The sequence below is a fragment of the Burkholderia dolosa genome, assembly GCF_902499135.1.
Taxonomy (GTDB): Bacteria; Pseudomonadota; Gammaproteobacteria; order Burkholderiales; family Burkholderiaceae; genus Burkholderia; species Burkholderia dolosa.
The window spans coordinates 31,793-46,017 of the sequence record NZ_CABVPR010000045.1; the positions used below are offsets into that span (position 1 = coordinate 31,793).

General features: G+C 67.1%; 11 protein-coding genes. 9 read left to right on the forward strand and 2 right to left on the reverse strand.

The window, feature by feature from the left end; all coding sequences use genetic code 11:
* Positions 1-62: 62 nt before the first annotated feature.
* The gene (locus tag BUB20358_RS19475; RefSeq protein ID WP_035975218.1) at positions 63-1,478 is read right to left on the reverse strand and encodes a circularly permuted type 2 ATP-grasp protein; all 1,416 of its coding nucleotides are present in this window, start codon (positions 1,476-1,478) and stop codon (positions 63-65) included.
* A gap of 323 nt (positions 1,479-1,801) precedes the next feature.
* Between BUB20358_RS19475 and BUB20358_RS19480 the strand changes: the two genes are divergently transcribed.
* Complete coding sequence (locus BUB20358_RS19480) at positions 1,802-2,215, forward strand: helix-turn-helix domain-containing protein (RefSeq protein ID WP_236694434.1); 414 nt, start codon at positions 1,802-1,804, stop codon at positions 2,213-2,215.
* On the opposite strand, the gene BUB20358_RS28450 is transcribed toward BUB20358_RS19480, so the two are convergent.
* On the reverse strand, positions 2,114-2,380 hold the full coding sequence (locus BUB20358_RS28450; RefSeq protein ID WP_162487085.1) for a hypothetical protein: 267 nt from the start codon (positions 2,378-2,380) through the stop codon (positions 2,114-2,116). The genes BUB20358_RS19480 and BUB20358_RS28450 overlap by 102 nt on opposite strands.
* Positions 2,381-2,781: 401 nt before the next feature.
* Between BUB20358_RS28450 and BUB20358_RS19485 the strand changes: the two genes are divergently transcribed.
* The 8 genes from BUB20358_RS19485 (at position 2,782) to BUB20358_RS19520 (ending at position 13,505) form a co-directional block, all read left to right on the forward strand.
* Positions 2,782-3,198 (forward strand): hypothetical protein, encoded by a 417-nt coding sequence (locus BUB20358_RS19485; protein ID WP_035973924.1) that lies wholly within the window; start codon positions 2,782-2,784, stop codon positions 3,196-3,198.
* Positions 3,199-3,275: 77 nt separating this feature from the next.
* Positions 3,276-3,998, forward strand: coding sequence for a hypothetical protein (locus BUB20358_RS19490; protein ID WP_035973922.1), 723 nt, complete (start codon positions 3,276-3,278; stop codon positions 3,996-3,998).
* Between the two features lie 103 nt (positions 3,999-4,101).
* Positions 4,102-6,417, forward strand: a complete 2,316-nt coding sequence (gene pgaA / locus BUB20358_RS19495) for a poly-beta-1,6 N-acetyl-D-glucosamine export porin PgaA (RefSeq protein WP_035973921.1) — start codon at positions 4,102-4,104, stop codon at positions 6,415-6,417.
* A gap of 11 nt (positions 6,418-6,428) precedes the next feature.
* Positions 6,429-8,519 carry a poly-beta-1,6-N-acetyl-D-glucosamine N-deacetylase PgaB gene (gene pgaB, locus BUB20358_RS19500; protein ID WP_035973920.1) on the forward strand — a complete coding sequence of 697 codons (2,091 nt, stop codon included), beginning with the start codon at positions 6,429-6,431 and terminating at the stop codon, positions 8,517-8,519.
* Positions 8,516-9,787 carry a poly-beta-1,6-N-acetyl-D-glucosamine synthase gene (gene pgaC / locus BUB20358_RS19505; protein WP_035973919.1) on the forward strand — a complete coding sequence of 424 codons (1,272 nt, stop codon included), beginning with the start codon at positions 8,516-8,518 and terminating at the stop codon, positions 9,785-9,787. Before pgaB ends, pgaC begins: the two co-directional genes overlap by 4 nt.
* Entirely contained in the window at positions 9,765-10,253 is a 489-nt protein-coding gene (locus tag BUB20358_RS19510) for a hypothetical protein (protein ID WP_035973918.1), read from the forward strand. Before pgaC ends, BUB20358_RS19510 begins: the two co-directional genes overlap by 23 nt.
* 124 nt (positions 10,254-10,377) lie before the next feature.
* Complete coding sequence (glmS, locus tag BUB20358_RS19515) at positions 10,378-12,201, forward strand: glutamine--fructose-6-phosphate transaminase (isomerizing) (protein ID WP_045552255.1); 1,824 nt, start codon at positions 10,378-10,380, stop codon at positions 12,199-12,201.
* Complete coding sequence (locus tag BUB20358_RS19520; protein WP_035973916.1) at positions 12,198-13,505, forward strand: hypothetical protein; 1,308 nt, start codon at positions 12,198-12,200, stop codon at positions 13,503-13,505. Before glmS ends, BUB20358_RS19520 begins: the two co-directional genes overlap by 4 nt.
* Positions 13,506-14,225 lie beyond the last annotated feature (720 nt).

Consider the following 14,225-nt stretch of genomic DNA (forward strand, 5'->3'; position numbering starts at 1 on the left):
CTCGTGTCCACTCCGTGTTCGTTCGGTTCGTGCCGCGCGTCCGGCGCGCGGTCGCATCGCGCTCAGTCGGCCAGCACCCACGTGTCCTTGGTGCCGCCGCCCTGGCTCGAGTTGACGACGAGCGATCCCTCCTTCAGCGCGACGCGCGTGAGCCCGCCCGGCGTGATGCGGATGCGGTCGGACACCAGCACGAACGGGCGCAGATCGACGTGACGCGGCGCGAGCCCCGCTTCGGTCAGGATCGGCGTCGTGGACAGCGCGAGCGTCGGCTGCGCGATGTAGTTCGCGGGGCGCGCGCGCAGCTTCGCCGCGAACGCGTCGAGCTCGGCCTTCGACGCGCACGGCCCGACGAGCATTCCGTAGCCGCCGGAGCCGTGCACTTCCTTGACCACCAGTTCGTCGAGATGGTCGAGCACGTACTTCAGGCTGTCGGCGTCGCCGCAGCGCCAGGTCGGCACGTTCTCCAGCAGCGCCTTGCGGCCCGTGTAGAACTCGACGATCTCCGGCATGTACGAGTAGATCGCCTTGTCGTCGGCGATGCCGGTGCCCGGCGCGTTCGCGATCGTGATGTTGCCGGCGCGGTACACGTCCATGATTCCCGCGACGCCGAGCACCGAATCGGCGCGGAACGTGAGCGGGTCGAGAAACGCGTCGTCGACGCGGCGATACAGCACGTCGATCGGCTGGAAGCCCTCGGTCGTGCGCATCGCGACGCGGCCGTCGATCACCTGCAGGTCGCTGCCTTCGACGAGGTGCACGCCCATCTGGTCGGCGAGGAACGAGTGCTCGTAGTACGCGGAATTGTGGATGCCGGGCGTCAGCACGGCGACGGTCGGGTTGTCCGCGTTGCCGCCCGGCGGACACACCGCCGCGAGCGACTGGCGCAGCATCTGCGGATAGGTCTCGACCGGGCGCACCTTCACCTGCTGGAACAGCTCCGGGAACAGCTGCATCATCGTCTCGCGGTTTTCCAGCATGTACGACACGCCGGACGGCGTGCGCGCGTTGTCCTCGAGCACGTAGAAGTCGTTCTCGCCGGTGCGCACGATGTCGACGCCGATGATGTGCGTATAGACGTTCCCGGGCGGCCGGAAATCGATCATCTCCGGCAGGAACGCGTCGTTGTGCGCGATCAGGTGCTTCGGCACGATGCCCGCCCGCACGATTTCCTGCCGGTGATAAATGTCGTCGAGGAACGCATTGAGCGCCATCACGCGCTGCTCGATTCCGAGCGACAGCCGGTTCCATTCCGCGCCCGAGATGATGCGCGGGACGATATCGAACGGAATCAGCCGCTCGGCGGCCTCCGCGTCGCCGTAAACGGCGAACGTGATGCCCGTCCTGCGGAACACGCCTTCCGCGTCGTGGGCTTTCTGGGCGAGGCTCGCGGGGTTCTGCGTGTCGAGCCACTGCTTCAGGCGCGCATAAGGCAGCCTGACCATGTCGCCGGATTGCAGCATTTCATCGAACGGTTTCATCGACTTGTTCTCCATCGTTCTGCCGGCATTGCGCATGCCGGACCGGCGTTCATACTGCCCTGCAAGGAGCGTGCCTTGCGAATCCCCCGCTTTTGCGCCGCACGGGCACCGGCGCGCGACATGCCGCACCACGACGGTGCAGCGCTCGACGCGCAGCGCGGCACCGATGCGCCGCGATCGCGCACGACCGATGCGATGCGCGCGGCCGGCTTCGCGCGCCGGCTTCTGCTGCGCGCCGCCATCCTGTCAGCCGCCCGACGATACAAGCGAAGATCGAAACGGAAGCAAAGCGGCTGGATGATTTCCGGCGCCTCGCGCACACGATGCACTTTTCCGGCGCCGCGCGCCATCGGCACCTCACGCAGTGCGCATTCAGCAGACGGATCGCCGCAATGGAAGCGTGGATGGATGCGAAGCCGGCCGACTGCAGCGTCGACTCCATCGCGCTGACGCCGGCCGACCGAACGTTCGTCGCATCGGCGGCCGACAGTTCGCGCCGCATGTACGCGGTGCGCGACCTCGTGACGGCTGCGACGACTTCGCGGAAAGCGACGACGTCGTGCGTTTCGCGACCGCACATGCGCTGGGGTCGCGCTGCTTCCCGGACGGCCGAAGCGATTCGATGGCGACATCGTTCACACGAGAGCGCGCGGCAACGGGCGAACGTACCCGAGCGCGTGCAGCAGCTCGTCGCGCCCTGCGCGATTGACGCGAAGATAGTGGCGAAACCGCAATAACGTTTTCTCGACCAGAGGGCCGAATTCGAAATCGAATAATCGAAATAATGCAAACGTTTGCGGAATGCCGAGCATTATTCGATCCTGAAACGCCTCACGCTCGATTAACGGATCGGTCAGATCAGGCAGATACATTCGGTTACAAAGAAAAATAAAAGTTGCCATTTGACAGACAGCGTTTCATTGCTACTTCGACATCGCGCCCCGATTCCCGAGAATGCAAGTTTTTCATGCCGTTTACCCCAAAATACGCGGCACGAAAGAAAAATTTCCTTTCATCAGTCGTTATTTGTCGGCATTAATTTCTACACGTCAGACTAATACATATTACGTATCGACTCAATAATACCGTCGTGTAGAACCTCATATCGGCAAATTCGCCTTTCCTCTGCGGGGAAGCACACATAACCGAGTCGATACCGTCTTTAAATAATATCTTTCTGTCCGCGCCATTCAGAACACACGCGATTGTTTGTTAAAACCCATTCGTGTATGAATAGCGTGTCGTGAAAAAAGCGCGGCTAATTCTCGTAAAAGGCTGCCGCTCGTTCCGGACGGAGATCGCAATGTCACCCTCGTTTTCGCAGCACGTTCGTCCGTTATGCGGCGCCCTCTTCGCGGCGCTGTGCATGAACTCCGCGGCCCTCGCTCAGACGGCCGTGTCCGAGCCCGACGCAGGCCGCTACGTGATCTCGTACGTGTGCGGCGACGCGCGGGTCGACAGCACGGCGCCGCTGCCGCCCGACGGCCGGCCGTACAACCTCGGCGTGTCGTTCGCATCCGCGCAGACGGGGCAGCCGCTCGCCAACGTGCAGGTGCGGCTCCGACGTCACGGACGCGTGCTCGCCGAATTCAATGCGGCGGGCTCGCGCTGCCTGTTCAGCGCGCCGGATGCGGAGTACCGGATCGAGGGCGTTTATCAGGGAAACCTGCAGTACGCGATCGTCGAGACGGGCACGTTGACGGCGCAGCTGCGATGGTGAGCGCGACGCTCGCCGTCCGTCGGCCGCCGCGGTCGCGTGATCCGCGGCATACCTATCGAACCATCCAGGAGCCATACATGACCCGATCAGAACCGCCGGACCAGCCTTCCGACGGCCAGCCGAAACCGTCGTGGGGGCCCGGCAAGAATGCCGCGCTCAGCGTCGTCGCGTTTGCCGTGATCTTCGGCGTTTTCGCGTATATCGAGCGCGAACCCGGGATCGGCCGAGCAAAGACGGCGCACGACTCGCCCGGCATGATCGGCATGACCCCGCCCGCGCCCGGCCGGCCCGCCATTGCCGCCGCCGGCGCAGCGGCGTCGGTACCGGCTGCGACGATCGCGCAGGCCGCGCCGCCGGCATCGACGGTATCGGCCGCAGCGCCGCGCGCGCAGGAAGCCGCGCAATCGGCCGCGCTCGCGGCAGCGCCCCGCCCCGCCACGGGCTTTCCGCGGTCGTCGCAAGCACGCACCGCGACGACGGCAGCCGACGCCCCTGCCAAGGGGCGGCATCCGGACGCGCATCGCACGCCACGGCGACGCGAGTTCGCGAACACGAGAAAACGCATCGATCTCGCGCAACAGTCGCCGCCGACGTTCGCGAGCGATGCCGGCCGCCTGCAGCCCGCGAGCGTCACGCACGACGAGCTGGAAGGCGCCCGCGCGCTCGCCAGAGCGCGCTCGTGCATGCAAATCAACGAATGGAGCTGCGTCGAACAGAACGCGAGCCGCGCGCTGGCGATCGATCCGAACAACAGCGAATCGCGTGCGCTGCTCGAGCAGGCGATCCGCAATCGCCTGTGACGCGAACGCGGATGGAGGGCGCGCTGCCCGACCGCGCGACGGCCGCCGCAGGCGTCGTCGTGCGCGCAATCGACGTGACGGTTTCAAAGGGAGGGGACACACCGTGGCCAACCATCGCAAACAACAACGCACTGCCATCGCGCCGCCGAACCGGCGGATCCTCCTGCACGCGCCGCTCGTGCTGATGCTCGTCGCATCCGGCCCGTGCTTCTCCGCCGATGCCGAGGCGGAACCGGGCGACGCGGGCAACGTCGCCGGCACCCGCGGCACGCCGGAAGCCGCGACGACGGCCGCGTCGGCCGCGCCCGCTACCGCACCGCACGTCGTATCGATCGAGATCGCGCAAGCGTTCGACGTGCCGCCGGCCGATGCGCGCATGCAGGTCGCGCAGGACCCGGTCGCGCCGATGCCGGACACGGCGCCGGCGGCCGCATCGGGAACGAATGCGCCGCCCGCCGCGGCCGGCACGCAGAACCCGCCGACGCCCGAAGCGGAAACGCCGAACGCGCAGCCGCCCAATCTGCGCACCGCCGATCCCGCGACGATCCGCAGCGACGTGTTCGGCCTCGCGTCGAGCGGCGGCGCGGTCAAGGCGCTCGAGGAAGCGCAGGCGCGCCCCGACGTCTTCAGTGCCGTCGACGTCGCGCAGCTCGAGGAACTGTCGATCCGCCAGCAGGTGCGCGGCGGACGCGACAAGTCGCGCTCGATGACGAGCGCCGACCGCTTCGACGGCATCGACAGCGCGTTGATCGCGGCCGACGATCTCGACAAGCGGCTGCCCGCGACGCCCGAATATTCGCCGGTCAGGACGGCGCTCGCCGGCGACCGGACCGTCGCATACGCGGCGCGCGGCGAAATGACGAAAGCCGTCGCGACGTTCGAAACGATTCCGCCCGATGCGGAGATCTCGATCGACGCGCTGGCCGCCGTCGGCGACGCGTACCTGTATCTGAGCGAACCGGCGAAGGCCAACGTCGTGTACCGGCGTGCGCTCGAGCAGGCGACCGCGTCGCCGTCCGATCATGCGACGCGCGGCTTCCAGTACGGCGCACGCACGCGGCCGATCGAGCTGCGCGAAGGATTGTTCTGGTCGTACGTCGACCAGGGCCGCGCGCGCGAAGCGGGCGAAGTGCTCGACGACATGGGCAAGTCGCTGCCGCCGGCCGGCGAGCTGCGCGCGTGGGGGCCGGGAGGCGACGACTACCTGCGCTACTACCGGCTGCGCGCGCAGTACCTGATCTACACCGGCCGCGTCGACGAAGGGATCGCCGCGCTGGAAAAGCTCGAGAACGAAGTGCCGTTCAACGCGGAAGTCCGCTCCGCACATGCGGACGCGGTGTCCGGCCAGTCGCACCCGAGGCAGGCGATCGCGATGTATCGCGCGTCGCTGACCGATCACCCGGACAGCGTCGAGATGCTCGCCGGCTACGGCCGCGCGTCGCTCGCGGCCGACGATTACGCGGCCGCACGCGGCGTCGACCAGACCTTCGGCAACACGTTCCCGGACAGCGGCGCCGTGCGTGCGTTCAAGCGCGACTACAACGCGTACCGCAGCCCGCTGTTCACGACGGACCTGAGCTTCGAGCACGGCAACAGCGCGCTCGCCGACAACAGCTTCACGTCGGACAGCTATGTGTATTCGCCGCCGTTCGGCGACAACTGGCGCGTGTTCGCACACACGTTCTACGGCCACGCGCAAACCGACACCGGCACGATCAGCCGCACGCGCACCGGCGTCGGCGGCGACTACCGGCACGGACCGCTGACGCTGCAGGCCGAAGTCACGCGCTCGCTCGGCGGCAACGGACGCACCGGCGGACGCGGCTCCGTCACGTTCAACCTGAACGACTACTGGACGGTGAGCGGCGGGCTCGACAGCGACGTGAACTCGCTGCCGTGGAAGGCATACGCCGCGCATATCTGGGGCCGCGCCGCGAACGTCGAAGTCGTGTATCGGCAGAACGACCGCCGCGAGGTGCGCGTGAGCTACGGCGTGAGCCGCTACAGCGATTCGAACCTGCATCAGGAAATCGCGGCGACCGGTACGCAGCGCGTGTACACGTCCGCGAACCAGCTCGTCAACGTGTCGCTGAATCTCGGCACCGACAGCAACTCGCGGCAGGACACGCCGTACTTCAGCCCGCGGCGCGACTACGCGGCGGCCGCGACGGTCATGCACCAGTTGACGATGTGGAAGAAAGGCGACATGTCGCTGCAGCAGCGCATCTCGGTGTCGGGCGGCGCGTACAACCAGCGCGGGTTCGGCACGAGCGCGCTGTGGGCCGCGCGCCTCGAGCACGCATGGACGTTCAAGCACGACATCACGTTGAGCTACGGCATCGAAGTCAACAGCCACGCGTACGACGGTCAGCGCGAGCGCTCCGAGACCGGTTTCCTGTCGGTCAATCTGCCGTTTTAGGAGAGGAATCGATGCAATCGAGACGGACCTTCATGTGCGGATGCCTCGGCGCATTCGCTGCCTGTTCGCTGTTCCCCGGCGCGACGCGCGCCAAGATGATCGACCTGCTGCCGCCGTCCGATCCGGCCGACGGCAAGACGTTTCGCGTGATCTGCCTGCACGACGTGCGGGACAACCTGCTGTCGACGTTCTCGACGTCGTCGATGGTCGACCCGTACGCGGTCGACACCGGCACGCTGACCGCGATCTTCTCGTGGCTGCAGGCCAACAACTATCACACCATCACGGTCAAGCAGATCGAGGCGTCGCGGCGCGGCGGCAAGCCGCTGCCGCCGCGCGCGGTGCTCCTCACGTTCGACGACGGCTATCGCAGCCACTACACGAAGGTGCTGCCGCTGCTCGAGCGCTTCAACTACCCGGCGGTGATGGGGCTCGTCACCGCGTGGATCGACGCGCCGCCGGACGTGCCGATCCGCATCAGCGACAAGGTGCAGGTGCCGCGCGACTACTTCCTGTCGTGGGACGAGGTGCAGAAGCTCGGCGCGTCGCGCCTCGTCGAGCTCGCGTGCCACACGCACAACCTGCACCACGGCGCGGTCGCGAATCCGCAGGGCAACGAGCTGCCGGCGACCACGTCGCACCTGTATCTGCAGGACGAGAAGCGCTACGAGACCGACGCGGAGTTCGAAGCGCGCGTGCACAACGACCTGCAGACGTGCATCCGGCAGATCCGCGAACGCACCGGCATCGTCGCGCGCTCGATGGTGTGGCCGTACGGCGCGGAGAACCAGCCGGTGCGCAGGATTTCCACGTCGCTCGGGATGAACATCCAGTTCAGCCTCGACGCCGGCCCGAACACGCCCGACGTGCCGCTCGATCGCCTGCGGCGGATCCTGCTGATGTACGACGTCGACATCGGCGGGTTCGAACGGTCGATGCGCGAGCCGGCGACCAACCGCGGCGACGTCGATTCGGTCGAGCGCGTCGTGCAGGTCGACCTCGACCAGGTCTACGATCCGAATCCCGCGCGGCAGGAAGAGAATCTCGGCAAGCTGATCGAGCGCATCTACCGGATGCAGCCGAAGTCGGTATACCTGCAGGCGTTCGCCGATCCGAAAGGCACCGGCGTCGCCGAATCGCTGTACTTCCCGAACCGGCACCTGCCGATGCGCGCGGACCTGTTCTCGCGCGCCGCATGGCAGCTCAACACGCGCGCGAACGTGCAGGTCTACGCGTGGATGCCGGTGCTCGCGTTCCGTCCGCCGCCCGACAAGCATCGCGGGCTCGACGCGGTGGGCGCGTACGAAGGCGCGCCGCCGCGCGAGAAAGGCTCGCGCGTGTTCCGGCTGAGCCCGTTCGATCCGGACGCGCGGCTGATGATCGAGCAGATCTACGAGGATCTGGGCAAGTACGCGTCGTTCGGCGGCCTCCTGTTCGGCGACGACGCGATGCTCGACGACTACGAGGACGCGAGCCGCCACGCGCTGCGCACGTATGCGCAGTGGGGACTGCCGGCCGACGTCGGCAAGATTCGCGCGAATCCCGAACTGATGAAGCGCTGGACCCGGCAGAAGACGCGGCACCTGACCGATTTCACGCGGCAGCTCGAGCAGATCGTGCTTGCGCACCAGAACGCGGGCGACGTGCTGACCGCGCGCAACATCTTCGCGATGCCGGTGCTGAAGCCCGAGTCGGAAGCGTGGTACGCGCAGAACTACGACGACTTTCTTGCCGCATACGACTTCGTCGCGCTGATGGCGATGCCGTACATGGAGCAGGCGTCGAACGCCGGACGCTGGCTCGACGACCTGGTCGAAACGGTGTCGGCGCGACCGCAGGGCTTGAGACGCACCGTGTTCGAGCTGCAGTCGTACGACTGGCATGCGGGCAAGGCGATTCCGGGCAGCACGCTGCTCGCGCAGATGCGCCGGCTGCGCAGCCAGGGCGCGGTGAACTTCGGCTACTACCCGGACAACTTCCTGAACGACCAGCCTCATCTCGACACGATGCGCGACGTGATGTCGCTGAAGTCGCGCCTCGATCCGACCTCCGTCAACGCACTGATGCAGATGCAACAACCCAAGGGGACGAAAACACCATGACGACTCACGGCATCATCCAGCGCCTGCAGGATTTCGTCTTCTACTACCCGTTCTTCATGTCGTATCTGTGGATGATCGGCGGCGTCGTGCACTACTTCCTGCTCGAGGAGGGACGCGTGCTGTCGACGCGCAAGATCGCGTCGAGCGGCATTCCGAAGATCTCGATCGTCGTGCCGTGCTTCAACGAGGAAGCGAACGCGCGCAGCGTGATCACGCATCTGAACGCGATGGACTATCCGAACTACGACATCATCGCGGTCAACGACGGCAGCAACGACCGCACCGGCGAGATCCTGAACGAGCTCGCGGTCGACATGCCGCGGCTGCTCGTGATCCATCACGCGCGCAACGAAGGCAAGGCCGTCGGCCTGACGACCGCCGCCGCGGTGTCGAACGCGGAATACCTGCTGTGCATCGACGGCGATTCGCTGCTCGCGCACGACGCGATCGGCTGGATGCTCGAGCATTTCCTGACCGATCCGGGCGTCGGCGCGGTGACCGGCAACCCGCGCATCCGCACGCGCACGTCGCTGCTCGGCCGCATGCAGGTCGGCGAGTTCTCGTCGATCGTCGGGCTGATCAAGCGCACGCAGCAGGTGTACGGCCGCATCTTCACCGTGTCGGGCGTGATCACGATGTTCCGCAAGACCGCACTCGCGGACGTCGGCTACTGGAGCTCCGACATGCTGACCGAGGACATCGACATCAGCTGGAAGCTGCAGTGCCGCGACTGGCGCGTCGTGTACGAGCCGCACGCGCTCAGCTGGATCCTGATGCCGGAGACGCTGAAGGGGCTGTACCGGCAGCGGCTGCGCTGGGCGAAAGGCGGCATCCAGGTGCTGCTCAAGTACGCGGGCACGCTCGCACGGCCGACGCAGATGATGATGTGGCCGCTGTTCGCGGAATACCTGATCGGCATCGCGTGGGCGTACTCGATGTCGTTCATCCTGCTGCTCGCGCTCGTCGACGTCGTGCATCCGCTGCCGCCCGACTGGCACGTGTCGGTGGTGCCGCACTGGCACGGGATGCTGCTCGTCGCCACCTGCATCCTGCAGCTGATCATCGGCAGCATGATCGATCGTCGCTACGACGAGAAGCTGCTGATGTACTTCCTGGATACCGTCTGGTATCCCGTCGCTTTCTGGTTGATCAGCATGATCACCACCGTCGTCGCCCTGCCTGCCGTCGTGCTTCGCGGCCGTGGCAAGCGGGCCGTATGGATCAGTCCCGACCGAGGCATTCAACATGAAGAACGCACCGATTATTGACCTTTCCCTGCGCGCGCCGCGCGAAATGATCGCCGAGCGAGGCCGCATCGTCGGCCCCGTGCTCGTCGCATGGTTCCGCCTGATGCGACCTGCGCTGGTCGGGGCCGTCTGGGCGTCGATCTGCATCTATACGTATCGCTACCTGCTGCCGTTCAACGAGGCCGAAATGCCGATCGAGCAGATCGTGTTCTACGTGACCTGCATCTCGATCATCGCCGGCACGATCGTCACGTGGCTGATCGCCGGACGCGTCGTGCATCCGCTCGCGTACCGGATCCGCGTGTCGAAGATGATGCGGCGCTCGGCCAGCGTGAAGGTGCGCTCGGTGCCGTCGACGATGCTCGCCGGTTCGCGCCGCCGCGACGCGCGGCACGCGACGCGCATTCTCGTCGCGTCGCACGACGCGAACGGATCGATCTGCGGGATCGAATGGATCGCGCACACGGGGCCGCAGCCCCGCGAGTAGCGATCGGCCGATACGCGGCGCACCGTGCGGCACGCGTGCCGCGCGGGGTCGCGCCGCGCCTGACGTCGTGCGGCCGCGCCACGCGCGGCACGCCGGCAATCCACTGTGAACGAGGGGAACAATCATGTGCGGAATCGTCGGAGCAAGCGGCCTGAGCAATCAGGTGCCGCAACTGGTCAGCGCGCTGAGCCGGCTCGAGTATCGCGGCTACGACTCGTGCGGGATCGCCGTGCAGCGCGACGGCCACCTGCGCAGCGAGCGCACGCTGCGGCGCGTGACCGACCTGCAGGACCGCGTGCTGACGCTCGGTCTCGAAGGCCACACGTGCATCGCGCATACGCGCTGGGCGACGCACGGCGCGCCGTCCGAAGTAAATGCGCACCCGATCATGTCCGGCGACATGATCGCGGTCGTGCACAACGGCATCATCGAGAACCACGACACGCTGCGCGCCGAACTGCGCCGCCTCGGCTATACGTTCCGCGGCGAGACCGATACCGAGGTGATCGCGCATCTGATCCACAGCCTGTATCGCGACGATCTGTTCGACGCGGTCATGCGCGCGGTCAGGCGGCTGCAGGGCGCCTATGCGATCGCGGTGCTGAGCGCGCGCGAGCCGCAGCGCCTCGTCGCCGCGCGCGCCGGTTCGCCGCTCGTGATCGGCATCGGCGCGGAGCAAAACTATCTCGCGTCCGACTGCGCAGCGCTCGGCGAGCTGACCGACCGTTTCGTGTATCTGGAGGACGGCGACGTCGCACTGATTACGCCGGACCGGATCGCCGTCGTCGACGCGCTCGGCCACGACGCGCAGCGTCCGCTGTGCGAAGTGAAGGCGCGCGAAGGCGACGCGGCGCTCGGCCCGTACCAGCACTTCATGCAGAAGGAGATCTTCGAGCAGCCGAACGCGATCGCGAACACGCTCGACGACGTCGACACGATCTCGCCCGCGCTGTTCGGCGCGGACGCCGACACGTACGCGCTGCTGTCGAAGGCGAAGAGCGTGCTGCTGCTCGGCTGCGGCACCAGCTACTACGCGGGCCTGACCGCCAAGTACTGGCTCGAGAGCATCGCCGGCATACCGGCGCAGGTCGAGATCGCAAGCGAATTCCGCTATCGCGATACGGTGCCCGACCCGCGTACGCTCGTCGTCGGCATCTCGCAGTCCGGCGAGACGGCCGACACGATCGGCGCGCTCGATCGCGCACGCGCGATGGGCCAGGAGCTGTCGATGGCGGTCTGCAACGTCGCGACCAGCACGATCGCGCGCACCGCGCCGCTGCGCTTCCTGACGCGAGCCGGCGCGGAGCTCGGCGTCGCGTCGACCAAGGCGTTCACGACGCAGCTCGTCGCGCTGTTCGTGCTGACGCTGACGCTCGCGCAGCTGCGCGGCCGGCTCGACGCCGCGCAGGTCGCGACGCACGTGAAGCAGCTGCGCGACCTGCCAGAGCGCATCGCGCACGCGCTCGCGCTGGAAACGCAGATCATGGGCTGGGCCGCGAAGTTCGCGAAAACGGAGAACGCGCTGTTCCTCGGGCGCGGGATCCACTACCCGATCGCGCTCGAGGGCGCGCTGAAGCTGAAGGAGGTGTCGTACATCCATGCGGAGGGCTACCCGGCCGGCGAACTGAAGCACGGTCCGCTCGCGCTGGTCACGAGCGCGATGCCGGTCGTCACGATCGCGCCGGACGATCGCCTGTTCCAGAAGCTGAAGTCGAACATGGCCGAAGTCCGCGCGCGCGGCGGGCGGCTCTACGTGCTCGCCGGCGATCAACTGGACATCGACGCCGATCGCGATACGCATCTGATCCGCGTGCGCGAGTCGGGCGACGCGCTCGCGCCGATCGTCAACGTGATTCCGCTCCAGTTGCTCGCGTATCACGTCGGCTGCGCGCGCGGCGCCGACGTCGACAAGCCGCGCAACCTCGCGAAATCGGTGACGGTGGAATGAGCGCGTTCGCGTTACGACGCGCCGCGCGGCGGTCGACGACGGGCCGGCGCGCGGCCGCTTCGCTCGTCGCGGCCGCGTTCGGCGCCGGGCTCGGCATCGCAGCGGCGCCGCACGCGGCGCTCGCGGGCGTGCCGGTCGTGCATACCGTCGTCGTGCAGGCCGCCGCACCGCCGCCCGCATCGCCGAAGGACACCGGCGACCTGCGGCGCTTCATGCACGGCGTCGGCGTGGCCGACGCCGGCAACGGCAAACGCTGGGTGTTCTTCAGCAGCTCGGGCGTCGTGCCGCGCGGCGCGATGCGCAGCGGCAACTGGCCGCACGACGTGTACGTCGGCGAATGGCTGCCCGGCAAGCAGCGGATGCAGCGCGTACGCACGTTCATCAGCCGGCCGGAAGCGCAGGAACCCGTGTCGGTCGCGCAGAACGATCGCGGCGACATCTTCGTCACGTTCGAGGACGGCTGGAACGCGACGCAGGAGGTCAGCCAGCGGTACGGCGTCTATCGGCGCGACCTGAAGCCGATCAAGCCGTATCCGAACGACGTCGAGTCGGGCGGCCATTCGGGGCACGTCGCGGCGGTCGGCGAGCGCTTCGTCGTGTTCTACTCGACCGGCTGGGTCAACGGCGGCGGCGTCGACAACCTCGGCACCGGCGACGGCGTGTACGTGAAAACCTACGATGCCGCCGGCCGCGTGCTGAACCACGTCGCGGTCGCGCCGCACCGTCGCGAATGGTGGCCGATGATCGCGGGCTCGCCGACCAGGGCGCTGCTCGTGTGGCAGAAGTTCATCGGCGGCAGCACCGACGCGACGCTCGAATACGCGCTGTTCGATCCGGTCACCGCGAAGCTCGACAAGCTCGGGCCGCTGGCCGACGCGATCCAGTACTACGTGTATTCGTCCGCGTACGTGCCGGCGATCGATCGCTTCATCGTCGTCACGACGACCGCCGACGAGCGCGGCGTCGCGATGCTGATCGACCCGGACGGGCGCCGCACGGCGACGCTCGACTGCCTGCCGGCGTCGGTCCGCGAAGCCGGCATCGGCGTTTCGGGCTCGCATGCGTACGTGCCGACGCGCGACGGCCGGCTGCTGACGTTGACGCTGACGCCGGACGGCATCGCCGCGACCGGCATGCAGCGCGCGCCGATTCCGTGGGGCGCGACCGGCATCGCCGCGTTCCCGGCGCGCGGCACCGCGATGCATTTCGTGTCGCTGACGCCGTCCGGCGCGCGCGAAGCCGACATCGAACCGGAACGCGACACGCCGCTGCAGAAGGTGAACGCGACGTGCGCGCGTCGTTGACGGCTGCCGCCGATCTATGGTGCGCGGCGCGGGACGATGCGGGACGCCGGCGGCACGATGCGGCGGCCGCCCTCGCCTTTGCCGGGTCTTGAAGACCATCTCGATGTGTTGAATGCGGAGAGGTCGCTGAGATCGCTGAAGTCGCGGAACACGCTGAGTCGGCTGAGTCGGCTGAGTCGGCTGAGTCGGCTGAGTCGGCTGAGTCGGCTGAGTCCGCTGAGTCCGCTGAGTCCGCTGAGTCCGCTGAGTCCGCTGAGTCCGCTGAGGCCGCTGAGGCCGCTGAGACCGCTGAGACCGCTGAGACCGCTGAGACCGCTGAGTCGGCTGAGGCCGCCAAGTCGGCTGAGGTCAAGCCCGCTGAGCCGGCTGAGGCCGCTGAGGTGCTGAAGTGCTGAGGTGCTGAAGTGCTGAGGTGCTGAGGTGCTGAAGTGCTGAGGTGCTGAGGTGCTGAGGTGCTGAAGTGCTGAGGTGCTGAGGTGCTGAGGTGCTGAGGTGCTGAGGTGCTGAGGTGCTGAGGTGCTGAAGTGCTGAGGTGCTGAGGTGCTGAGGTGCCGAGGTGCTGAGGTGCCGAAAGCGGCGAAGTCGCTGAACGCCTGATGTCGCTGACAGCGCTGAAGCCGCGAAGCCGCCAAAGCAGCAAAAGCGGGCCTATCCGTGATTTCGTGGGCGGGGCATATCATGAGGTGTAAAAGTCATGGATATGCCAATGAAGAAGAAAAG